The organism is Kocuria sp. CPCC 205231 (assembly GCF_040980965.1).
Lineage (GTDB): Bacteria > Actinomycetota > Actinomycetes > Actinomycetales > Micrococcaceae > Kocuria > Kocuria rosea.
This window is the reverse complement of record NZ_JAVKPP010000004.1, coordinates 251,996-273,686: the sequence shown is the minus strand read 5'-3', so window position 1 is coordinate 273,686 and position 21,691 is coordinate 251,996. Positions and strand designations below refer to the sequence as shown.

Annotated in this window: 20 protein-coding genes; 1 reads left to right on the top strand and 19 read right to left on the bottom strand. The window is 73.4% G+C overall.

Going from position 1 to position 21,691, the window contains the following annotated elements:
* Positions 1 to 40: 40 nt before the first annotated feature.
* From miaA to rpsO, 16 genes are all read right to left on the bottom strand, one after another.
* Entirely contained in the window at positions 41 to 961 is a 921-nt protein-coding gene (miaA, locus tag RF640_RS05885; protein WP_017832907.1) for a tRNA (adenosine(37)-N6)-dimethylallyltransferase MiaA, read from the bottom strand.
* The gene (gene miaB, locus RF640_RS05880; protein ID WP_115162546.1) at positions 958 to 2,487 is read right to left on the bottom strand and encodes a tRNA (N6-isopentenyl adenosine(37)-C2)-methylthiotransferase MiaB; all 1,530 of its coding nucleotides are present in this window, start codon (positions 2,485 to 2,487) and stop codon (positions 958 to 960) included. Before miaB ends, miaA begins: the two co-directional genes overlap by 4 nt.
* A gap of 29 nt (positions 2,488 to 2,516) precedes the next feature.
* On the bottom strand, positions 2,517 to 3,149 hold the full coding sequence (locus tag RF640_RS05875) for a regulatory protein RecX (protein WP_035929674.1): 633 nt from the start codon (positions 3,147 to 3,149) through the stop codon (positions 2,517 to 2,519).
* Positions 3,150 to 3,157: 8 nt separating this feature from the next.
* Positions 3,158 to 4,270, bottom strand: coding sequence for a recombinase RecA (gene recA, locus RF640_RS05870; RefSeq protein WP_017832910.1), 1,113 nt, complete (start codon positions 4,268 to 4,270; stop codon positions 3,158 to 3,160).
* 234 nt (positions 4,271 to 4,504) lie between these two features.
* Positions 4,505 to 4,726 (bottom strand): DUF3046 domain-containing protein, encoded by a 222-nt coding sequence (locus RF640_RS05865; RefSeq protein ID WP_017832911.1) that lies wholly within the window; start codon positions 4,724 to 4,726, stop codon positions 4,505 to 4,507.
* Between the two features lie 154 nt (positions 4,727 to 4,880).
* Positions 4,881 to 5,312, bottom strand: coding sequence for a helix-turn-helix domain-containing protein (locus RF640_RS05860; protein ID WP_017832912.1), 432 nt, complete (start codon positions 5,310 to 5,312; stop codon positions 4,881 to 4,883).
* Positions 5,313 to 5,475: 163 nt separating this feature from the next.
* Complete coding sequence (locus RF640_RS05855; RefSeq protein ID WP_368827074.1) at positions 5,476 to 5,970, bottom strand: CinA family protein; 495 nt, start codon at positions 5,968 to 5,970, stop codon at positions 5,476 to 5,478.
* Entirely contained in the window at positions 5,967 to 6,572 is a 606-nt protein-coding gene (gene pgsA / locus RF640_RS05850) for a CDP-diacylglycerol--glycerol-3-phosphate 3-phosphatidyltransferase (RefSeq protein ID WP_017832914.1), read from the bottom strand. Before pgsA ends, RF640_RS05855 begins: the two co-directional genes overlap by 4 nt.
* 37 nt (positions 6,573 to 6,609) lie before the next feature.
* A complete protein-coding gene (locus RF640_RS05845; protein WP_095651568.1) occupies positions 6,610 to 9,609 on the bottom strand; it encodes a DNA translocase FtsK in 3,000 nt (999 codons plus the stop codon).
* Between the two features lie 64 nt (positions 9,610 to 9,673).
* The gene (locus tag RF640_RS05840) at positions 9,674 to 11,365 is read right to left on the bottom strand and encodes a ribonuclease J (protein WP_017832917.1); all 1,692 of its coding nucleotides are present in this window, start codon (positions 11,363 to 11,365) and stop codon (positions 9,674 to 9,676) included.
* 13 nt (positions 11,366 to 11,378) lie between these two features.
* A complete protein-coding gene (gene dapA, locus RF640_RS05835) occupies positions 11,379 to 12,335 on the bottom strand; it encodes a 4-hydroxy-tetrahydrodipicolinate synthase (RefSeq protein ID WP_368827072.1) in 957 nt (318 codons plus the stop codon).
* Between the two features lie 67 nt (positions 12,336 to 12,402).
* Positions 12,403 to 13,035 carry a hypothetical protein gene (locus RF640_RS05830; protein ID WP_186374909.1) on the bottom strand — a complete coding sequence of 211 codons (633 nt, stop codon included), beginning with the start codon at positions 13,033 to 13,035 and terminating at the stop codon, positions 12,403 to 12,405.
* A 5-nt stretch (positions 13,036 to 13,040) separates the two neighbouring features.
* The gene (gene dapB / locus RF640_RS05825; protein ID WP_017832920.1) at positions 13,041 to 13,844 is read right to left on the bottom strand and encodes a 4-hydroxy-tetrahydrodipicolinate reductase; all 804 of its coding nucleotides are present in this window, start codon (positions 13,842 to 13,844) and stop codon (positions 13,041 to 13,043) included.
* Between the two features lie 62 nt (positions 13,845 to 13,906).
* Entirely contained in the window at positions 13,907 to 15,331 is a 1,425-nt protein-coding gene (locus RF640_RS05820; RefSeq protein ID WP_017832921.1) for a pitrilysin family protein, read from the bottom strand.
* Positions 15,332 to 15,385: 54 nt separating this feature from the next.
* Entirely contained in the window at positions 15,386 to 17,650 is a 2,265-nt protein-coding gene (locus RF640_RS05815) for a polyribonucleotide nucleotidyltransferase (RefSeq protein ID WP_017832922.1), read from the bottom strand.
* 262 nt (positions 17,651 to 17,912) lie between these two features.
* The gene (rpsO, locus tag RF640_RS05810) at positions 17,913 to 18,182 is read right to left on the bottom strand and encodes a 30S ribosomal protein S15 (protein ID WP_017832923.1); all 270 of its coding nucleotides are present in this window, start codon (positions 18,180 to 18,182) and stop codon (positions 17,913 to 17,915) included.
* Positions 18,183 to 18,481: 299 nt separating this feature from the next.
* Here rpsO and RF640_RS05805 point away from each other — a divergent pair, with 299 nt between their 5' ends.
* Positions 18,482 to 19,351, top strand: a complete 870-nt coding sequence (locus tag RF640_RS05805; RefSeq protein WP_017832924.1) for an aldo/keto reductase — start codon at positions 18,482 to 18,484, stop codon at positions 19,349 to 19,351.
* Between the two features lie 22 nt (positions 19,352 to 19,373).
* Here RF640_RS05805 and RF640_RS05800 read toward each other — a convergent pair whose 3' ends face one another.
* The 3 genes from RF640_RS05800 to RF640_RS05790 all read right to left on the bottom strand — a co-directional run bounded on the left by RF640_RS05800 (position 19,374) and on the right by RF640_RS05790 (position 21,648).
* On the bottom strand, positions 19,374 to 20,375 hold the full coding sequence (locus RF640_RS05800) for a bifunctional riboflavin kinase/FAD synthetase (RefSeq protein ID WP_017832925.1): 1,002 nt from the start codon (positions 20,373 to 20,375) through the stop codon (positions 19,374 to 19,376).
* A gap of 30 nt (positions 20,376 to 20,405) precedes the next feature.
* On the bottom strand, positions 20,406 to 21,065 hold the full coding sequence (locus RF640_RS05795) for a GNAT family N-acetyltransferase (protein WP_035929697.1): 660 nt from the start codon (positions 21,063 to 21,065) through the stop codon (positions 20,406 to 20,408).
* 100 nt (positions 21,066 to 21,165) lie between these two features.
* Positions 21,166 to 21,648, bottom strand: a complete 483-nt coding sequence (locus RF640_RS05790; RefSeq protein WP_181372568.1) for a hypothetical protein — start codon at positions 21,646 to 21,648, stop codon at positions 21,166 to 21,168.
* Between the last annotated feature and the right edge of the window lie 43 nt (positions 21,649 to 21,691).

Sequence of the window (21,691 nt, the reverse complement as noted above, 5' to 3'; positions counted from 1 at the left end):
TACGCGGACCCGGCCGCCGGTCCGCGGCCGGGTCCGCGGTTCAGCCCCCGGCCGCGACCCGTTCGACGACGTCCGCGGCGCGCTCCGCGAGGCCGGGCGCGGACGGGTCCAGCCAGTGCACCCGGGGGTCCGCACGGAACCAGGTCCGCTGGCGGCGGGCGAAGCGGCGGGTGGCCACCACGGTGGCCTCGACCGCCTCCGCCACGGTGGCGCGGCCGTCCACCACGTCCAGGAACTGGCCGTAGCCCAGGGCCCGGGAGGCCGTGCGCCCCTCGCGCAGCCCGCGGGCCGCCAGGGCGCGCACCTCGGTCTCCAGGCCGGCCTCGACCATGGCCCCGACCCGGCGGGCGAGCCGGTCGTGCAGCGCGGCACGCTCGAGGTCCAGGCCGATCTGCACCGTGGGCTCCACGTGCTCGCGGCGGGGCATGAAGGACGTGAACGGGCGGCCGGTGAGCTCCCACACCTCCAGGGCGCGCACCAGCCGCCGCTCGTCCTGCAGCCGGGCGGCGGACGCCGGATCCACCTGGCGCAGCCGCTCCCGCAGGGCGCCGGGGCCCCGCGCCGCGAGCTCGTCCTCGATCCGGGCCCGCACCGCGGGGTCGGTGCCGGGCAGCTCGAGCACGTCCAGGGCCGCGCGCACGTAGAGCCCCGAGCCGCCCACCAGGACGGGGACCCGGCCGCGGACGCGGATTTCTGCGAATCGGGTCCGGGCGGCGCGCTGGAAGTCCGCGACCGAGGCCTCCTCGGTGACGTCGAGGACGTCGAGGAGGTGGTGGGGCACCCCGCGCCGCTCCTCCGCGGTCGCCTTGGCGGTGCCGATGTCCATCCCGCGGTAGAACTGCATGGAGTCGGCGTTGACGACCTCCCCGCCCAGCCGCAGGGCGAGCTCGACGCCCAGGGCGGTCTTGCCGGTGCCCGTGGGCCCGACGACGGCGACGACCGGCAGCTCCGAGCGGGTCACCGGACGGGGAGGCCCGGCATGCCCAGGCTCACGGGCCCGGGGCCGGCGGCGCCCGGGGCGGCGGGGACCCCGCAGGACTCGGCCTGGCGGCGGTCCCAGGCGTCCCCGGCCCGCGAGCGCCGCAGCGCGTAGTCCTGCGGGGACCGGGGGTCGGCGACGAGGTGGTAGGCGGCCGCGCCGGTGACGACGACCGTCACGAAGTCGCCGGGCCGCGGGACCTCGGCGCCCTCCGGGACGGAGAAGTGGACGAGCCGCTGGTCCCGCGCGCGGCCCGAGAGCCGGTGGGTCTGCTCGGACTTCTTGCCGGCCTCCGCGGTGACGAGCAGCTCGACCTGCCGGCCGACCACCGCCCGGTTCTCCTCCGCGGCGATCCGGTCCTGCAGCGCCACCAGCCGCTCGAAGCGCTCCTGCACCACGGCCTTCGGCACCTGGTCCGCCATCTCCCCCGCGGGGGTGCCGGGCCGGACGGAGTACTGGAACGTGTACGCCGAGGAGAAGCGGGAGGCCGCCACGACGTCGAGGGTGGCCTGGAAGTCCTCCTCGGTCTCCCCCGGGAAGCCCACGATGATGTCCGTGGTGATCGCGGCCTCGGGGATGCGCTCGCGGACCGTGTCCAGGATCCCGAGGAACCGCTTCGAGCGGTAGGAGCGGCGCATCTCCTTGAGGATCCGGTCGGAGCCGGACTGCAGGGGCATGTGCAGCTGCGGCATGACGTTGGGGGTCTCCGCCATGGCGTCGATGACGTCGTCGGTGAACGCGGCCGGGTGCGGGCTGGTGAAGCGCACGCGCTCCAGTCCCTCGATCTGCCCGCACGCCCGCAGCAGCTTGGCGAACGCCCCGCGGTCCCCGAACTCCACGCCGTAGGAGTTCACGTTCTGCCCCAGGAGCGTGACCTCGACCGCCCCGTCGTCCACGAGGGCCTGCACCTCGGCGAGGACCTCCCCGGGCCGCCGGTCCTTCTCCTTGCCGCGCAGGGACGGGACGATGCAGAACGTGCAGGTGTTGTTGCAGCCCACGGAGATCGAGACCCACCCCGAGTAGGCGCTGTCCCGCTTGGTGGGCAGCGTCGAGGGGAACACCTCGAGGGCGTCGAGGATCTCCAGCTGCGCCTCGGCGTTGTGCCGCGAGCGCTCCAGCAGGGCGGGCAGGGAGCCGATGTTGTGGGTGCCGAAGACGACGTCCACCCACGGCGCCCGCTCGAGGATGGTGTCCTGGTCCTTCTGCGCGAGGCAGCCGCCGACGGCGATCTGCAGGTCCTTGTTGCGCTTCTTGGCGGGCACGAGCTGGCCGAGGTTGCCGTAGAGCTTGTTGTCGGCGTTCTCGCGCACGGCGCACGTGTTGAACACCACGAGGTCCGGCTCGCCGCCGGCGGCGGGGACGTAGCCGGCGGCCTCGAGCAGGCCCGTGATCCGCTCGGAGTCGTGGACGTTCATCTGGCACCCGAACGTGCGCACCTCGTAGGAGCGCGGGGCGGGCGCGCCGGAGGACGCGGTCGGGTCCGGGGAAAGGGCTGCGGGGGTCGACATCACCGGACAATTGTACGGGGCGGTCCCGGTCACGGGGTCTCCGGGTGTTCCTCGCCCATCTCGTCGTCCCGGACCGCGGCACCGGAGCGCGCCTCGAGCTCCTCCTTCACCACGGCGAAGGCCAGCCCGGGCGGGTAGCCCTTGCGCCCGAGCATCCCGACCAGCCGCCGCACGGCCTTGTCCCGCTCGGCGCGGTCGGTGAGCTCGGCCCCGGCGGGGAGCTTGCGGCGCACCAGCTCGGCGGCGTCCGCCCGCTCGTCCTCGTCGGTGCGCTGCTCGAGCGCCGACTCGGCGATCTCCCCCGTGACGCCGCGGGTGGCCAGCTCCCGCCGGATCGCGGACCGGGAGAGCTTGCGGGAGCCGGCCCGGGAGCGGACGTAGAGCTCCGCGAACTGGGCGTCGTCGACGAGGTCGACCTCCTCGAACCGGTCCAGCACCTCCCGGGCAACGTCCTCGGGGACGTTGCGGTCGGCGAGCTTGTCCTCGAGCTGCTTGCGGCTCTTCGCCGAGGCGGTGAGCTGGCGCAGGACGATCGCCCGGGCCACCTCCCGGGCGTCCGGCTCGGGGTCCTGGGCCGGGGACGACGACGCTGCCGGGCCCTCCGGCCCGCGGTGGCGGGCGGAGGACCGGCGGCGCCGGCGGTCGTACGGGCTCTCGGTCACGGACCCGCTCAGAAGGCCGGGCCGGCGACCTCGGTGGGCAGCCCGGTCACGGGCTGCTCCTCCGCGGTCTCCTCGGCGGTCTCCGGCTCCTCGACGACCCCGAGCTTCACCAGGATCCGGCGCTCGATCTCCTCGGCCAGCTCCGGGTTGTCCTTGAGGAACCGGCGCGAGTTCTCCTTGCCCTGCCCCAGCTGGTCGCCCTCGTAGGTGAACCACGCCCCGGACTTCTTGACGATGCCGTGCTCCACGCCCATGTCGATGAGCCCGCCCTCGGTGGAGATGCCCTCCCCGTAGAGGATGTCGAACTCGGCCTGCTTGAAGGGCGGCGCCATCTTGTTCTTGACGATCTTGGCGCGGGTCCGGTTGCCCACCGGGTTGGCCCCGTCCTTGAGGGTCTCGATGCGGCGCACGTCCACGCGGACCGAGGCGTAGAACTTCAGCGCCTTGCCACCGGTGGTGGTCTCGGGGCTGCCGAAGAACACCCCGATCTTCTCGCGCAGCTGGTTGATGAAGATCGCGGTGGTGTTCGAGTGGGAGAGCCGGCCGGTGATCTTGCGCAGCGCCTGGCTCATCAGGCGGGCCTGCAGGCCCACGTGGCTGTCGCCCATCTCGCCCTCGATCTCGGCCTTGGGCACCAGGGCCGCCACCGAGTCGATGACGATGATGTCGATGGATCCGGAGCCGACGAGCATGTCCATGATCTCCAGGGCCTGCTCACCGGTGTCCGGCTGCGAGACCAGCAGGCTGTCGGTGTCCACGCCGAGCTTCTCGGCGTAGGAGGGGTCGAGGGCGTGCTCGGCGTCGATGAAGGCGGCGATCCCGCCGGCCTTCTGGACGTTGGCGACCGCGTGCAGGGCCACGGTCGTCTTGCCGGAGGACTCCGGGCCGTAGATCTCCACGACGCGCCCGCGCGGGAACCCACCGATGCCCAGCGCGACGTCCATCGCGATGGACCCGGTGGGGATGGTCTCGATCTTGGTCGCCGGACGGTCGCCCAGGCGCATGACCGAGCCCTTGCCGTAGTTCTTGTCGATCTGCGCGAGAACGGTCTCGAGAGCCTTCTCGCGGTCGCTGCCGAACTGCTGGTCGGCGCTCTGCTTGTTGCTGCCCTTGGCTGCCATGGTCCACCTCGTGTTCGGGGGGTTCCGCCGGTGCGGCCGGAACCGTTGCTGCTGGTCTTTTCGTGTTCCACGGTATCGCCGTGGTCGGACACCGTAAGGCTTCGCGCGGGGTCTGGGGAGGAGCGGGAACCACCGCCCCGGGACGGACCGGGCTGTGCAGTCCGCGACCCGCTGCTTCGAATATACCTTCGAAGCGGTCGCGGGTCCACGGGCGCGCCGGGAGCCCGGCGGGTGTCAGTCCCGGGGCGGGCGGTCCACGCCCCACCAGCGGGACTCGGGGACGTCCTGGGCCCGGCAGAGGGCGAACCACACGGTCCGCGGGTCGACGCCGGCCTCGATGGCCTCGGCGGCCGTGCGGTGCTCGAGCTCCCCGAGCACCAGGTCCCGGGCCAGGACCCTGCTGTAGCCCGCGCCGAACTCGTCGGCCATGAGCTGCCAGAAGCTGCTCAGCCTCATCCGCGTCCTCCTTCGTCGTGCTGCCGGCCGGGGGTCGTGCCCGTCCATCCTGCCATCCGGGCGGCGGGGCCGGCACAGGCCGGAGGGCCCGGCGGTCCTGGGACCGACGAGCCCTCCGGGACGTCGTGGGCGGGCGGCGGGCCGCCCGGGCGGATCAGCGGGCGCCGGCCGCGGCGGCCTCGCCGCCGTTGACCCGGCCGAACTCCCGCGAGTACTGCTCGGTGAGGTCGCTGGGCACGGTGTCCGGGACCAGGAGGCCCTCGGCGTAGGCCAGCCGGTCCGCGACCTCGCGCAGCATCTGGGACATCGGGATGTCGAGCGCGGCACAGATCGACGCGAGCAGCTCGGAGGAGGCCTCCTTCTGGCCGCGCTCCACCTCGCTCAGGTAGCCGAGGGAGACGCGGGCGCTGTGCGAGACCTCTCGGAGGGTGCGTCCCTGGCGCTGGCGGACGCTGCGCAGGACCTCACCGATCTCCTGGCGGAGTACACCCATCTTCATGTCCTTCGTCTCGGTGCTGTCGTCCTCGTCGAGGCCCACGTCCTTCCAACGGACGACGCCATTGACGGACACGGGTTGCTTGGTCATGTGAATCGCTCGTCTCCTCGTGTGTGCGGCAGCTTCACCGCCTGCTGCGGGCGGTGTCTCGGCGCCGGCCGGTCGACATCTTGACTTCGATCGGCTCAACTCGAGCCTGCGATCATTGCTAACCCCGCTGACGGTTCCATTCTTCCCCGCAGGAGGCGGTTTTTCACTGTGAGTTGGCTGGGAGCACCAGGGCCGCCGTGAGCCGCTCGAGGGCGGCGCGCACGGCGGCCGCCCGGATCTCCGCCCGGCCCCCCGCCGCGGCCAGCTCGTGGACGGTGGACCCGCCCGGTCCCGCGACGCCCACGTAGACCGTGCCCACCGGCTTGCCGTCGTGCGGCTCGGGGCCGGCGGCGCCCGTGGTGGAGACGGCCCAGTCCGTGCCGAGGCGGCGGCGGGCGCCCTCCGCCATGGCGACCGCGACGTCGGGGTCGACGGAGCCCCGCTCGGCGAGCAGCCGGGCCGGCACGCCGAGGACCTCGGTCTTGACCCGGTTGGAGTAGGAGACGACCGCGCCCTCGAAGCAGGCCGAGGCCCCGGGGACGTCGACGACGGCGGCGGCCAGCGCTCCCCCGGTGAGGGACTCCGCGGTCGCGACCGTCAGCGCCCGGCGGACGGCCTCCTCGACGAGCGCCCGGGCGGCCGGCTGCGGCTCCGTCACGCCGCGTTCCGCCCGGCCAGCGCCCGGCGGCGCAGCTGGACCGCCTTGACCACGTAGTCCACGCCGGTCACGACCGTGACCACGAGGGCCGCCCCCATCGCGATCCAGCCCAGCCACGGCCACCACGCGCCCACCAGGGGCACCAGCGGGAGCAGCAGGAGCAGGAGCGCCACGGTCTGCAGGACGGTCTTGAGCTTGCCGCCCTTCGAGGCGGCCATGACGCCGTAGCGGATGACGACGAAGCGCAGGAGCGTGATCCCCCACTCGCGGACGAGGATCACCACGGTCACCCACCACCACAGCTCGCCGAGCATCGAGAGCACCACGAACGCGGCGCCGGTCAGCAGCTTGTCGGCGATGGGGTCGGCGATCTTGCCGAAGCTGGTGATCAGCCCGCGGGCCCGGGCGATGTCGCCGTCGAGCTTGTCCGTGTACATGGCGACCGCGAAGACCGCCAGGGCGGCCCACCGCATGCCCAGGGAGTCCTCCCCCTGGGTGCCTCCCACCCACAGGAACCACACGAAGAAGGGCACCAGCACGATGCGCAGGGCGGTCAGCGCGTTCGGCAGGTTGAGGTTGGACGCCGGGTCCGCGGGGCTCATCTGGTGCTCGCTTCCTGGTGGGTGGGACGGGGTCGGCTCAGCGGCCGGTCAGCTGCCAGGCGTCCTCGGACTCCTCGGGGTCCTCGGCGCCGTCGCCGTGGTCGGTCGCGGTCCGGGCCAGCGAGGCCTCGACCGGGTCCTCGCCGTAGTCGACCGACCCGCCGGCGCCGGCCTGCGGCGCGGGCGGCTCCTCGCCCCGGAGCACGGCGAGGGTCGCGGCGAGGTCGTCGGGCTTGACGAGCACGTCCCGCGCCTTGGACCCCTCGGAGGGCCCGACGACGCCGCGGGACTCCAGCAGGTCCATGAGCCGGCCGGCCTTGGCGAAGCCGACGCGCAGCTTGCGCTGGAGCATGGAGGTGGACCCGAACTGCGTGGTCACCACGAGCTCGGTGGCCTGCAGGAGGACGTCGAGGTCGTCCCCGATGTCCTCGTCGATGGTCTTCTTGGGGGCCTCCTGCACCACGTCCTGGCGGTAGTGCGCCTTCATCTGGCCCTTGACGTGGTCGACGACCTCGTGGATCTCCGACTCGGTGACCCACGCGCCCTGCACGCGCATCGGCTTGGAGGCGCCCATGGGCAGGAACAGGGCGTCGCCCTGGCCGATGAGCTTCTCGGCGCCCGGCTGGTCCAGGACCACGCGGGAGTCGGTGACCGAGGACGTCGCGAACGCCATCCGGGAGGGCACGTTGGCCTTGATCAGACCGGTGACCACGTCCACGGAGGGCCGCTGGGTGGCGAGCACCAGGTGGATGCCGGCGGCACGGGCGAGCTGGGTGATCCGCACGATCGCGTCCTCGACGTCGCGCGGGGCGACCATCATCAGGTCCGCGAGCTCGTCGACGATCACGAGGAGGTACGGGTACGGCCGGATCACGCGCTTCGAGCCGGGCTCGGGCTGGACCTTGCCGTTGCGCACGGCCTTGTTGAAGTCGTCGACGTGCTTGTACCCGTAGTGCGAGAGGTCGTCGTAGCGGGCGTCCATCTCCCGCACGACCCACTGCAGCGCCTCGGCGGCCTTCTTGGGGTTCGTGATGATGGGGGTGATCAGGTGGGGCACGCCCTCGTAGGCGGTCAGCTCGACCCGCTTCGGGTCGACCATGACCATCCGCACCTCGTCCGGGGTGGCGCGCATCAGGAGCGAGACGATCATCGAGTTCACGAAGCTCGACTTGCCCGCGCCGGTGGCGCCGGCGACGAGCAGGTGCGGCATCTTCGCGAGGTTGGCCACCACGTAGCCGCCCTCGACGTCCTTGCCCACGCCCATGACCATGGGGTGCTCCGTCTTGCGGGCGTTGTGCGAGCGCAGGACGTCGCCCAGGGACACGGTCTCGCGGTCGGTGTTCGGGATCTCGATGCCGATCGCGGACCGGCCGGGGATCGGCGAGAGGATGCGCACGTCCGCGGAGGCCACGGCGTAGGCGATGTTCTTGGACAGCGCCGTGACGCGCTCGACCTTGGTGCCGGAGCCCAGCTCGATCTCGTACCGGGTGACGGTGGGCCCGCGGGAGAAGCCGGTGACCACGGCGTCCACGTTGAACTGCTCCAGCACGCTCGTCAGGGAGGCGACCACGGCGTCGTTGGCCTCGGAGCGCTCCTTGGGCGGCGGTCCCTGCACGAGCGCGCCGGCCGCGGGCAGGGAGTAGGCGATGTCGCCCTCGAGCTTGAGCTGCTCCGCGCGGGCGGGGATGGGCGACTCGGGAGTGTGGGTGCGGGCGGTGACGGACGTGGAGCCGGTGGGCTCGGCGGCCACGTCCTCCAGCGCCGGGGAGCCGGAGCCCGCGGCGGTGTCCGCGGCCGGCTCGAGGCCCTGCTCCCGGCGCAGCCGGCGGGCGGCGAGCTGCTCCTGGGTGGGCCGCTTCTGCCCCGGCCGGGGGACGTCGCCCCCCTGCTCCGCGGCGGCGGTCGGCTCGGCGGATCCCGCCGCCCCCGCCGTTCCCGCCGTTCCCGCCGTTCCCGCCGCGGCGGCCCGCTGCCGGGCGGCGCGCGCGGAGTCGACGTCGAAGACGCGGGTGGGCGCCTGGCCGTCGGCGGCCTCCTCGGCGACGACGGCGCGCTCGAAGGCCTCGTCCCCGCGGTAGCCGTCGAGGGCGCGGCGCTCGGCCTCGGCCGCCTTGCGCTCGCGGCGCTTCTCGCGGCGGGTCTTGGCCGCCTCGGCGCGCGCGGCGTGCTCGTCGAGGTAGGAGCGGTCGTGCCGGGCGGCGGACACGTCGGTCGCGGAGACGGGCCCGTCCTGGCCCATGAGCCGCCAGTAGCCCTGCCGCAGTCGCGGCAGGATGAGGTTGACGGGCGTCGCGGTGACCACGAGCACGGACAGGAACAGGGCCGCGACGAAGATCGCGCCGGCGCCGACCGGGGTGATGAGGGCGCTCAGCGGGTCGGCGGCGAGGAATCCCACGTAGCCGCCGGCGCTCCGGAGCGCCTCTTGGCCCTGGCTCGGGGACGGCTGCCCCAGGAGCACGTGCGCGAGGCCGGAGCCGGCGACGACGGCGGCGCCCAGCCCGATCGCGATGCGGTTGTTGGCCGAGGTGTCCTCGGGGTGGCGGAAGCGGCGCAGGGCGAAGCCCACGAGGGGCAGCGGCAGCACCAGGGCCGTCCAGCCGAAGGTCCCCGCGAGGACCTCGTGCACCGCCACGGCGGGGACCGCCAGCCACGGCGCGGACGCGCCGGGCAGGTTCCACCACTCGACGGCCGCGGCGAGCAGGCCCAGCAGCAGCAGGAAGAGGGCGCCGCCGTCGCGCAGCGACTCCGCGGGCACGTCCGTGCGCAGGGTGCCCATGCGGCGCACGGCGCCGCCGACCACGTGGGCGAGGGCCGTCCAGACGCCTCCGACGGCGCGGGCGCACCAGGCCAGGGCGGCGCCCGTGCCGTGCAGCACCCGCGGGGAGCTCGCGGCGGGCGCCGCGGAGCCCCGTCCGGCGGTCGACGGACGGCGGGTGGAGGTGGACCGGCTGGATCCCGACGACCGCGCAGAAGACGTGCTGTTCTTGCCACGCGACGTCGAGGCGCCCTTGCGGGCGGGGGAAGTACGAGTCGCCATGCTCCCAGGGTAGACCACGGCCTCCCCCCGTCAGCGGTGCCGCACGGGGGGAGGGACCGGGGGCTCAGGCCTCGATGACGACCGGGACGATCATGGGCTTGCGGCGCAGCCGGCGGCTGACCCAGGAGCCGATGGTGCGGCGCACCACCTGCTGGAGCTGCTGGGTGGTGTGGTTCTTGCCCGAGTGGTTGATGGCGTCCTCGAGCGCGGCGGTGATCCTCGGCTTGATCTCGTCGAACACGCTGTCGTCCTCGGCCACGCCGCGGGCGTGCACGTCCGGGCCGGTGACGACCTTGCCGGTGTCCCGGTTGACCACGGTGATGACGGAGATGAAGCCCTCCTCGGCCAGCACGAGCCGGTCCTTGAGGTCGGCGTCGGTGATGGTGCCCACGGAGGAGCCGTCCACGTAGACGTAGCCGCACTCGACCTGGCCGGTGATCCGCGCCTCGCCGTCGGCCATGTCCACCACAGTGCCGCCCTCGGCCAGGAGCACGTGGTCGGTGGGCACGCCGGTCTCCTCGGCGAGCTTGCCGTTGGCGATGAGGTGGCGGACCTCGCCGTGCACCGGCATGACGTAGCCGGGCTCCACGATGTTGTAGCAGTACAGCAGCTCGCCCGCGGCGGCGTGCCCGGAGACGTGCACCCTGGCGGTGCCCTTGTGGACCACGGTGGCGCCCAGCCGCATGAGCCCGTTGATGATCCGGAAGACCGAGTTCTCGTTGCCGGGGATGAGGGAGGACGCGAGGATCACGGTGTCGCCCTCGGTGAGCTGGACCTTGTGGTCGCCGTTGGCCATCCGGGACAGCGCGGCCATCGGCTCCCCCTGCGACCCGGTGCACATGATGACCAGCTCCGAGTCCGCGTGCTCGTCGATCCGCTTCTGGTCGATCAGGGTGTTCGGCGGGACCTCCAGGTAGCCCAGCTTCTCGGCGATGGTCATGTTGCGCACCATGGACCGGCCCATGAACGCGACCTTGCGCCCGTGCTCGGCGGCTGCGTCCAGCACCTGCTGCACGCGGTGGACGTGCGAGGAGAAGGACGCCACGACCACGCGCTTCGGGGCGCGCCCGATCACGTCCGCGAGGACGGGGCCGATGTGCTTCTCCGTGGGGGTGAACCCGGGGACCTCGGCGTTGGTGGAGTCGGTGAGGAACAGGTCCACGCCCTCCTCCCCCAGCCGGGCGAAGTGGCGCAGGTCGGTGATCCGGCCGTCGAGCGGCAGCTGGTCCATCTTGAAGTCGCCCGTGTGCAGGACGGTGCCGGCCTTCGTGCGCAGGAACACCGCGAGGGCGTCCGGGATCGAGTGGTTGACGGCCACGAACTCGCACTCGAACTCGCCGAGCCGCTCGACCTGCCCCTCCCGCACCGCCATGGTGTAGGGCTTGATCCGGTGCTCCTGGAGCTTCGCCTCGATGAGCGCGAGCGTCAGCCGGGAGCCGATCACGGGGATGTCGGGGCGGCGCTTCAGCAGGTACGGGACGGCGCCGATGTGGTCCTCGTGGCCGTGGGTCAGCACCACGGCCACGACGTCGTCGAGCCGGTCGACGATGTGGTTGAGGTCCGGGAGGATGAGGTCCACGCCCGGCTGGGTCTCCTCGGGGAAGAGCACGCCGCAGTCGACCACGAGCAGCTGCCCGTTGATCTCGAACACCGTCATGTTCCGTCCGACCTCGCCCAGCCCGCCCAGCGGGACGACGCGCAGGACGTCCTTGCCGAGGGCGGGGGGAGCCGCCAGGTCGGTGTGCCACTGGGTCATGGGACCCCTTTCGTCAGTCGATGGTCTCGAGGAGGGTGTCGGCGACGACCGAGCCCCGCAGGTCCGCGCGGATCAGGGCGGCCTCGGCCTCCGTGGGCGGGACGTGCGGGAGCCGCACGGTGTTGTGCGGCAGCCGGCCCTGCCACATGAGGATCGTCTTCGCCGCGACGGCGCCGGGGGCGCGGGTCATCGTGGCGCGGACGACGGGCTCGAGCTCGACGTTGATCCGCCGGGCCGTGGCGAGGTCCTGGGCACGGACCGCGTCGACGAGCTCGCGGTACCGGGCGGTGGCCACGTGGGTGGTGACGCCGATGAGCCCGGCGGCGCCGATGGCCATCCAGGGCAGGGTCAGGCCGTCGTCGCCCGAGTAGTAGAGCAGGTCGGTCTCGGCCAGCACCCGGGTCGCGGCGACCAGGTCCGCCTTGGCGTCCTTGACGGCCACGATGTTGGGGTGCCCGGCCAGGGAGATGAGGGTCTCGGTTGCGATCGGGATGCCGGCGCGGCCGGGGATGTCGTAGAGCATGATCGGCAGGTCCACGGAGTCCGCGAGGCTGCGGAAGTGGGCCTCGACACCGGCCTGGGAGGGCTTGTTGTAGTACGGGGTGACGATGAGCAGCCCGTCCATGCCGAGCTTCTCGGCCGCGCGGGAGAGGTAGCGGGAGTGCTCGGTGTCGTTGGAGCCGGTGCCCGCTAGCAGCGGCACGCGGGAGCCGACGGCCTCCTTGACCGCGCGGAACACGGAGAGGTTCTCCTCGTCGGTCATGGTGGAGTACTCCCCCGTGGTGCCGCACACCACGAGGCCGTCGCAGCCGTCGTCGACGAGCTGGACGGCCATGGCCGCGGTGGCGTCCAGGTCCACGGACCCGTCCGCGGCGAAGACGGTGATCATCGCGGTGAGCAGCGTCCCGAACAGGGGCTCGGACCGGGTCGCGGGGAGGTCGGCGGAGGAGGGCGAGGCGTTGGCAGTCATGGGTGCCAGGTTACCGCCTCCGCGGCGGGGGCACCGGCGGGCGGGCGGCGGGGGCTCGCCACCACGGTCAGGCCCGGCCCTCGCCCGGGGGGTCGGCGGGCTCCACGTTGTGGGGGGTGCGCCCGCGGGAGAGGGCCACGGCGTCGCGCATCGCGGAGCGGGCGCGGGTCCGGTCCCCGGCGGCCGCGTAGGCCAGGGAGAGCCGGTACCAGTTGCGCCAGTCGCCCGGGTCCGCCTCGGTCTGCGCCCGGACGGCCCCGAAGCGCTCGTCGGCGGCCTCGCGCACGATGCGCCCGCCGGGGGTGCGCGGGAGGTCGTCGGGCGGCAGCCCGCCCTCCTCGTGCAGCGTCCGGCCGAGCTGCTCGGTCCGGACCCCGAACAGGATCTCGCGCACGAGCGCCCACACGCCCACGGCCGGGAGCACCAGCATGGCGACGCCGAAGGCCTTGGCGATCCAGCCGTCCGTGCCCAGCAGCAGCACCGCGCGGTGCAGGCTCAGGCCCAGGTAGACGACGAGCAGCGTCACCATGGCCGCGGCGAGCAGCTTCGCCTTGCTCGTGGACTCCAGGAGCGTGAAGACGCCCGCGAAGACGAGCACGGCGAGGATCCACAGCTTCGAGCCGCCGGGGACGGGCAGCAGCCACAGGGTCAGCAGGGCCGCCGCGAGCAGGCCCCAGATCCAGGCCCGGATGGAGTCCATCGGCGCTACAGCCCCAGGTCGAGGTAGCCCTCGAGCCCGTGCGTGAGCCCCTGGTGGGAGCCCACCTCCCGGACGCCGAGCACCACGCCGGTCATGAAGGAGATCCGGTCGAAGGAGTCGTGCCGGATGGTGAGCTGCTCGCCGACGCCGCCCAGCAGCGTCTCCTGGTGGGCGACGAGCCCGCGCAGGCGCACGGAGTGCACCCGGACGTCCTCCACGAGCGCGCCGCGGGCCCCGCCCGGGTCCTGCTCCGTGGCGTCCGGCGACGGCGCGACCCCCGCGGCCCGCCGTGCCTGCCCGACGAGGGCGGCGGTGCGGGCTGCGGTGCCCGAGGGGGCGTCCACCTTGTCCGGGTGGTGCAGCTCGACGATCTCGACGGACTCGAAGAACCGGGCGGCCTGCGCGGAGAAGCGCATGGCCAGCACCGCGCCCACCGAGAAGTTGGGGGCGACGAGCACTCCCACCCCGGGGTGCTCGGCCAGCAGCGCCTCGAGCCGGTCCAGCCGCTCGGCGTCCCAGCCGGTGGTGCCCACGACGCAGTGCATGCCGTGCTGCACCGCGAAGCGGACGTTGGCCTCCGTGGCGGAGGGGACCGTGAGGTCGACCACGACCTCCGCGCCGGCGGCGACCAGGGCCTGGAGGGAGTCCTCCCGGCCGAGCTCGGCGACGAGCTGGAGGCCCTCGGTGCGGCGCACCGCCTGCACGGCCTCGCTGCCCATCCGCCCGCGCGCGCCGAGCACGGCGACGCGCAGCTCGGCGGGGGCGGACGGCGGGGCGTCGGTGGTCACGGGGGCGGTGCGCTCGGTCATGGCTCCAACTCTAGGTCACGGGAGGGGCGGCGCCGCCGCCGGCTCCCGGCGGCGGCGTGCGGTCAGCGGCGGGTGGGCGCCACGATGGTGGTCACGACCGGGCCCTCGGCGAGCCACCCCGCGAGCTCCCGGACCTGCTCCGGGGTCACGGAGCGGACCCGGTCCAGGGACTCGTCGATGTCGAGGAACTCCCCGGACTTCAGCTCCGCGGAGCCCAGCCGGGACATCCGGGACCCGGTGTCCTCGAGGGCGAGCACGGTGCCCCCGCCCAGCTGGCCCACGACCTTGCGCAGCTCGTCCGCCCCGATGCCGTCCCGGGCGAGCGTCTCCAGCTCGCCGGCCATGAGCGCCAGGACCTCGTCGGTGCGCGCGGGCAGGCACCCGGCGTACATCCCGAAGTAGCCGGCGTCCGAGTAGGCGCCCGAGAAGGAGAACGTGCTGTAGGCCAGGCCGCGCTTCTCGCGGATCTCCTGGAACAGGCGGGAGGACATCCCGCCGCCCAGGGCCGCGTTGAGCACGGTCATCGCGAAGCGGCGGTCGTCCCCGGCCACGAGCCCGGGCCGGCCGACGACCACGTTGGTCTGCTCCACGGGCCGCTCCAGGAAGTGCTCGCCCCAGTCCGGCTCCAGGGGCGCGGGGGTGCGCTCGCGCCGCGGGAGGGGGGCCGCCGGGGCGGCCGGGTCCCAGCCCGCGCGCTCGAGGGCCTCGGCGACGAGGGCGACGACGACGTCGTGCTCGAGGCCGCCGGCGGCCGTGACCACGAGGCCCTCGGGCCGGTAGTGGCGGCGGTAGTGCTCGACCACCGCGTCACGGGGCACCGCGAGGATCTCCTCGGGGGTCCCGCCGATGGGCCGGCCGAGGGGGTGGGCCCCCAGCACCCGCTGGGTGAACTCCTCGAAGGCGACGTCCTCGGGGTCGTCCTTGTCCATCGCGAGCTCCTCGAGGATGACCCCCCGCTCCCGCTCGAGCTCGTCCGGGTCCAGGGCGGCCGACGTCACCATGTCGGTGATGACGTCGATCGACATCGGCAGGTCCTCGGCCAGGACCCGCGCGTAGTAGCACGTGTGCTCCTTGGCCGTGGCGGCGTTGGACTCCCCGCCCACCTCGTCGAACGCCTCCGCGATCTGCAGCGCCGAGCGTCGCTCGGTGCCCTTGAACAGCAGGTGCTCGAGGAAGTGCGTGGAGCCCAGGCGGCCGGGCTGCTCGTCGCGGGAGCCGACGCCGACCCAGAAGCCGACCGTCACGGCCCGCTGGGCGGGCATCCGCTCGGTGACCACCCGGGTGCCGCACGGCAGGACCGTGCGACGGACCACGTTGCCGCCGGCGCCCTCGTGGAGGGTGTGGCTGAACCCCGCGGCGGCCGTGGTCAGGGCCGCGGCCGCGGCGGAGGGGGAACTGCGGGGAACCGCCGAGAGGCGGGCGTCCGGGCCGGGGGTGCTCCCCGGGCCGCGGTCGCCCGCCTCCAGCGGCAGATCGACTGCCGTCATCCAGCTGTGCTGCTTTCTGTGCTCGTGCGGTGCTGTGCGCGGGACGGGCCCGGCTCAGGCCTCGGTGGCGTCGTCGTCCTCGGTGGGTACGTTGGGCTCCTCGGCGACCACGGGGGCCAGGGACAGCTTGCCGCGGTCGTCGACCTTCGTGATCTCCACCTGGACCTTCTGGCCCACGCCGAGGACGTCCTCGACGTCGGTGACGCGCTTGCCCTCGTTGAGCTTGCGCAGCTCCGAGATGTGCAGCAGGCCGTCCTTGCCCGGGGTGAGGGAGACGAAGGCGCCGAAGGTCGTGGTCTTGACCACGGTGCCCAGGTAGCGCTCGCCGACCTCCGGGACCTGCGGGTTGGCGATCGCGTTGATCGCCGCGCGGGCCGCCTCGGCCGAGGGGCCGTCGGTGGCGCCGATGTAGACGGTGCCGTCGTCCTCGATCGAGATGTCGGTGCCGGTGTCCTCCTGGATCTGGTTGATCATCTTGCCCTTGGGGCCGATGACCTCGCCGATCTTGGAGACGGGGACGGTCACGGAGATCACGCGCGGGGCGAACTCGCTCATCTCGTCCGGCTGGTCGATGGCCGCGTTCAGCACGCCGAGAATGTGCAGCCGGGCCTCGCGGGCCTGGGTCAGCGCGGCGTCCAGCACCGAGGAGGGGATTCCGTCGAGCTTGGTGTCGAGCTGGATCGCGGTCACGAACTCGGAGGTGCCCGCCACCTTGAAGTCCATGTCGCCCAGCGCGTCCTCGGCGCCCAGGATGTCGGTCAGCGCGGCGTAGCGGGTCTCCCCGTCCACCTCGTCCGAGACCAGGCCCATGGCGATGCCGGCCACCGGCGCGCGCAGGGGCACGCCGGCGTTGAGCAGCGACAGGGTGGAGGCGCAGACGGAGCCCATCGACGTGGAGCCGTTGGAGCCCAGCGCCTCGGAGACCTGGCGGATGGCGTAGGGGAACTCCTCGCGGGAGGGCAGCACCGGGGTGATGGCCCGCTCGGCCAGTGCCCCGTGGCCGATCTCGCGGCGCTTCGGGGAGCCCACGCGGCCGGTCTCGCCGGTGGAGTACGGCGGGAAGTTGTAGTGGTGCACGTAGCGCTTGTGCTTGACGGGGGACAGCGAGTCGATCTGCTGCTCCATCTTGAGCATGTTCAGCGTGGTCACGCCCATGATCTGGGTCTCGCCGCGCTCGAAGATCGCGGAGCCGTGCACGCGGGGCAGGACCTCGACCTCGGCGGTGAGCTGGCGGATGTCCGTCAGGCCGCGGCCGTCGATGCGGACCTGCTCGGTGAGGATGCGCTGGCGCACGGTCTGCTTGGTGAGCGCCTGGTAGGCGCCGTTGACCTCGTCCTTGCGGTCGGCGAAGGGCCCGTCCTCGCCGGCGAGCTCGGCCAGGGTCGCCTGGTGCAGCGCGTCGGTCGCGGTCTCGCGCTCCTGCTTGTCGGCGATCGAGTACACCTCGGCGAGCCGGGTGCCGACGGAGGCCGCGACGGCCTCCTTGACGTCGTCGCCGAAGCCGCCGAAGCGGGGCAGGTCCATGTCGGGCTTGCCGGCGCGGGCCTTGAGGTCGGCCTGGGCGTCGCACAGGGCCTTGATGGCGGGCTTGGCGGCCTCGAGGCCCTGGGCCACGAGCTCCTCGGTGGGGGCCACGGCGCCGTTGTTCTTGATCAGGTTCCAGGAGTTGTCGGTGGCCTCGGCCTCGACCATCATGATCGCGACGTCCTCGGAGCCGTCCTTGCCGGTCACGACGCGGCCGGCCACGGCCATGTCGAACACGGCGTTCTCGAGCTGCGAGTGCTTCGGGAAGGCCACCCACTGGTGCTGGCCGTTCTCGCCGGCCATGAGCGCCACGCGCACGCCGCCCACGGGACCCTGGAAGGGCATCCCGGACAGGGTCGTGGCCATGGACGCGGCGTTGATCGCGACGGTGTTGTAGATCTCGTCCGGGTTCATGGACAGGATCGTGACGACGACCTGCACCTCGTTGCGGATGCCCTTGCCGAAGGCGGGGCGCAGCGGGCGGTCGATGAGCCGGCAGGTGAGGATCGCGTCCGTGGAGGGGCGGCCCTCGCGGCGGAAGAACGAGCCCGGGATGCGCCCGGCCGCGTACATCCGCTCCTCGACGTCGACCGTCAGTGGGAAGAAGTCGAAGCCCTGGCGGGGGGACTTGCCCACCGTGGTGGCGGCGAGCATGGTGGTGTCCTCGTCGATGGAGACGAGGGTGGAGCCGGCGGCCTGCTTGGCGAGGCGGCCGGTCTCGAAGCGCACGACGCGCTTTCCGTAGGAGCCGTTGTCGATGACGGCTTCGGCGTACTGGATCTCGGGACCCTCCAAGGGTCACCTCCGTTTCGTGTCGGCGGGACCGTCCGCGCGTCACCCGGTCTTCGATCGAGATCCACGGAAGGTCCGGGGCCGCGGGGGCCGTCCGGTGTCCGGAGATCACTACCGAGGACCGCGAATGATCGGCGCGGTGGCCCCGTCTGGTGTTCGATGGTGCTGTCTCTGGTGGTGCGGGGGTCCGCCCGGCTGCTGTGCCGTGCGGGCCCGGTGCTCGGCGGCGTCCTCCCGTTGCCGGGCGGACGCCGCCGGGTGCCGACTAGCGGCGCAGGCCGAGCCGCTCGATGAGCGTGCGGTAGCGCGTGATGTCGGTGTCGCGCAGGTAGGTCAGCATGCGGCGACGGCGACCGACCAGGGCCATCAGGCCGCGGCGGGTGTGGTGGTCGTGCTTGTGCTGCTTCAGGTGCTCCGTCAGATCGGCGATCCGGCGGGTCAGGACCGCGATCTGCACCTCGGGCGAACCGGTGTCGCCCTCGTGGGTGGCGAAGTCCTTGATGATCTCCTGCTTGATGGCGGCGTCGAGTGCCACGTGTAACTCCGTTCGAGTCAGTACCGTGCGGCCCGGACGACGGGCTCGTCGCCGGGTCCCGGGACTCCCCCGGGGGTCCGACAACCACGGACTGCAGTCGGACCGCCGTCCAGTCTAGCGGACCCGGGCGCGCCGCCCCACCCCCGGGCGGCGCGGCGCGCTGCGCTGGGCCTCCCCCGGCCGGTGGGCCAAGATGGGAGGGACACGACGGCGGGGTCCCGGCGCACGGCCCGTCCGGGCCGGCCAGGACCGGGCCGGCAGCACGTGGACGAGCAGGACGAGACGAGCAGGAGCAGCGCGTGAGCAAGGACGAGAAGGACGGGCGGGGCCCGGCGGTCGCCGACCGCACGCACACGATGCGGGACGGCCGGCGCATTCCCGCGATCGGGCTGGGCACCTACCCGATGGACGACGCCGGGGCCGAGGCCGACGTCGCCGAGGCCCTCATGCTGGGCTACCGGATGGTCGACACCGCGGTGAACTACGGCAACGAGACGGGCGTGGGGCGCGCGATCGCGGCGGCCGGCGTGCCGCGCGACGAGCTGTTCCTCACCACCAAGCTGCCGGGCCGGGACCACGGCACGGACTCCGTGCGCCGCTCGCTCGAGGGCTCCCTGCGGCGGCTGGGCACCGACCACGTGGACCTGTACCTCATCCACTGGCCGAACCCGTCGGTCGGCCGGTACGTCGAGACGTGGCGGACGATGCTGGAGCTGCGGCAGGAGGGGCTCGTCCGCTCGGTGGGGGTGTCCAACTTCACGCCCGCCCACATCCGGCGCCTGGTCGAGGAGACCGGCGAGACGCCGGCCGTCAACCAGGTGGAGCTGCACCCGCAGTACCAGCAGGAGCGGCTGCGGGAGTTCCACGCGGAGCACCGCATCATCACCCAGGCCTGGTCCCCGCTGGGCCGCAAGACCGATCTGCTCCAGCACGAGTGGATCGCGCGGATCGCCCGGCGCACCGGCCGCACCCCGGCCCAGGTCGTCCTCCGCTGGCACCTGCAGTCGCACACCGTGCCGATCCCGAAGAGCTCCGACCCCCGGCGCATGGCCGAGAACCTCGACGTCTTCGACTGGGAGCTGGACGAGGAGCAGATGCACCGGATGCAGATGCTGCACACGGGGATCAGCGGGTCGGGGTTCGACCCGAACGAGCACGAGGAGATGTAGGGGCCCGGCCGGCCGCCGGGGCTCAGGCCTCGGCGGCCAGGATGCCGCGGGTGCGCTCGACGTCGTCGTCCATCTGGGCCACGAGCTTGTCGACGCCCTCGTAGGCGACCATCCCGCGCAGCCGGGCGACGAACTCCACGACCACCTCCTGGCCGTAGAGGTCGAAGTCCTCGACCCGCTCCTCGGGGCGGTCGATGACGTGCGCCTCGACCTGCCGGGGCACGTTCTCGAACGTCGGGTTGGACCCCACGGAGATCGCGGTGGGCCAGCGGGTGCCGTGGGCGTCGAGCAGCCACCCGGCGTACACCCCGTCCGCGGGGACGAACCCGGCCGCGTCCGGGGACAGGTTGGCCGTGGGATAGCCGAGCTCCCGCCCGCGGGCGGCCCCGTGCACCACCTCCCCGCGCATCCGGTGGTGGCGCCCGAGCAGCCGGGCGGCCGCGCGCACGTCCCCCGCCTGCAGGCAGGCGCGGATCCACGTGGAGGAGCAGCGCCGCTCCCCCGCCGCGGTCACGGCCGGGGCGTGCTCCGGGTGCTGCTCGTGCAGGGGGTCGAGCAGGTCGTCGACCACGCGGACCTCGAACCCGTGGCGCTGCCCCAGCTCCCGGAGCGTGTCGATGTTGCCGGTGTTGTCCTTGCCCAGGCGGGTGTCCTCGCCCACCACGAGGCAGCGCGCGCCGAGCGGGCCCACCAGGGTGCCCAGCACGAACTGCTCGGTGGACTGGGCCGCGAACTCCAGGCTGTACTCCAGCACGAGGGCGGCGTCCGCGCCGGTGCGCTCGAGGGCGTCCAGCTTGTCCTCGGTGCCCATGATCAGTCCCGGGTGGCTGCCGGGGCGGTGCACCTGCGCGGGGTGCGGGTCGAACGTCACGACCACCGAGGCCCAGCCCAGCTCGCGGGCGGAGTCGACGAGCTGGGACAGCACCCGCTGGTGGCCCCGGTGGACACCGTCGAAATTGCCGATGGTGACGACCGACGGGCCGAAGCCCGGGGGGACGTCAGAGAGATCTCGCCAGCGGAACACGCTTCTCCTCGCAGGAACGGAACAGGCAGGTCAGGGTCGGGGCGGCACGGGCCGGTGCGGGCCGCCGGGCTCCTCCGCGGGGGCGGCGGCCGGGGACGGCGGGCCGTCCCACGGGGCCTGCGGGGAGCGGGGGTCCTCCGCGCCGAGGGTCAGGATCCAGGCGTCCACCGAGGCGCCGCGCTGCTCCATGAACCCGTCGATCCGCACCGGGGAGCGGAAGCCGAGCCTCCAGGCGAGCTTGCGGCTGGCCCAGTTGGGGACCTTCGCCATCCAGTAAGCATAGGTGAGGCCCAGGCGCCCGAAGGCGTGCTCGAGCAGCAGCCGGCAGGCGGCCTCGGCGGCGCCGGTGCCGCGGGCGTGGGGGCCGAAGTTGAGCCCGATGTCCGCCGTGGTCCCGCGCAGGGCGTTGAGCCCCACGGTCCCGTGCAGCCGGTCGGTCCGGGCGTCGGCGACCGCCCAGTTGTACTCGCGGCCGGCGCGCCAGGCGGCGGGGACGAACTCCTCGACGTACCAGCGCGCATCAGCCTCCGTGTAGCCCAGGGGCACGGTGGTGAACTCCGCGGCCGCGGGGTCCGCGCAGTTGCGGGCCAGCTGCGGGACGTCGCGCTCCTCGAGCCGGCGCAGCACCACGGTGCCGTCGGTGAGGACGGGGACGTCGTAGTCCTCGGCGCCGTCGGGGCGTACGGGCATCGGCGGGGGTCCTTTCGGGAGGCGTGCGGCACGGGGCGCTCCGGCCCGCGACCGAGCCTACCCGGTGCGTGCCGGTGCGCCGCGCGGGACGGACGGGCGCTCAGGCGGGTGCCCGCCCGCCCCGGGGCCGGGACCGGCGGAGCCAGGCGAGGCCGACCACCGGCAGCACGAGCGGGACGTAGCCGTAGTCCTGCCCGAAGTGGGACCACACGCTCGGCTCGGGGAACAGTTCCGGGACGAGCACCGAGAGCAGGCCCACGCCGAGCACGCCCAGCAGCTCCACGGCCACGGCGGCCGTGGCCAGCCGGTGCCAGCGGGGGCCGGGCCGGGCGAGGGCCACGGTGGCCACCACGTAGACGGCCGCGGCGAACGCGGAGAGCAGGTACGGCAGCGGCGCGGCCTGGAAGTCCGTCGCGATCTGGTAGAGCGAGCGGACACCGGCGGAGAGGGAGAAGACCGCGTAGACCACGACGACCAGCCGGCCGAAGCCCGAGGACTTGCGGTCGCCGCGCGCCGGGGCGGCGCGGGGCCCGAAGCGCCGCTGCAGCCGGGTGGGGCCGTCCTGCGGGCGGTCGTGCGTCATCGGGGCCTCTCCTGCGGGGTCGTGATGGGCCGGGAACCGGTCC

What these genes read in the sequence shown, in the direction of transcription:
- miaB (WP_115162546.1), bottom strand. Translation starts at nt 2,487, where the DNA reads ATGTCGACCCCCGCAGCCCTTTCCCCGGACCCGACCGCGTCCTCCGGC.
- recA (WP_017832910.1), bottom strand. Translation starts at nt 4,270, where the DNA reads ATGGCAGCCAAGGGCAGCAACAAGCAGAGCGCCGACCAGCAGTTCGGC.
- RF640_RS05865 (WP_017832911.1), bottom strand. Translation starts at nt 4,726, where the DNA reads ATGAGGCTGAGCAGCTTCTGGCAGCTCATGGCCGACGAGTTCGGCGCG.
- RF640_RS05860 (WP_017832912.1), bottom strand. Translation starts at nt 5,312, where the DNA reads ATGACCAAGCAACCCGTGTCCGTCAATGGCGTCGTCCGTTGGAAGGAC.
- pgsA (WP_017832914.1), bottom strand. Translation starts at nt 6,572, where the DNA reads ATGAGCCCCGCGGACCCGGCGTCCAACCTCAACCTGCCGAACGCGCTG.
- RF640_RS05845 (WP_095651568.1), bottom strand. Translation starts at nt 9,609, where the DNA reads ATGGCGACTCGTACTTCCCCCGCCCGCAAGGGCGCCTCGACGTCGCGT.
- RF640_RS05840 (WP_017832917.1), bottom strand. Translation starts at nt 11,365, where the DNA reads ATGACCCAGTGGCACACCGACCTGGCGGCTCCCCCCGCCCTCGGCAAG.
- dapA (WP_368827072.1), bottom strand. Translation starts at nt 12,335, where the DNA reads ATGACTGCCAACGCCTCGCCCTCCTCCGCCGACCTCCCCGCGACCCGG.
- RF640_RS05830 (WP_186374909.1), bottom strand. Translation starts at nt 13,035, where the DNA reads ATGGACTCCATCCGGGCCTGGATCTGGGGCCTGCTCGCGGCGGCCCTG.
- dapB (WP_017832920.1), bottom strand. Translation starts at nt 13,844, where the DNA reads ATGACCGAGCGCACCGCCCCCGTGACCACCGACGCCCCGCCGTCCGCC.
- RF640_RS05820 (WP_017832921.1), bottom strand. Translation starts at nt 15,331, where the DNA reads ATGACGGCAGTCGATCTGCCGCTGGAGGCGGGCGACCGCGGCCCGGGG.
- RF640_RS05795 (WP_035929697.1), bottom strand. Translation starts at nt 21,065, where the DNA reads ATGCCCGTACGCCCCGACGGCGCCGAGGACTACGACGTCCCCGTCCTC.
- RF640_RS05790 (WP_181372568.1), bottom strand. Translation starts at nt 21,648, where the DNA reads ATGACGCACGACCGCCCGCAGGACGGCCCCACCCGGCTGCAGCGGCGC.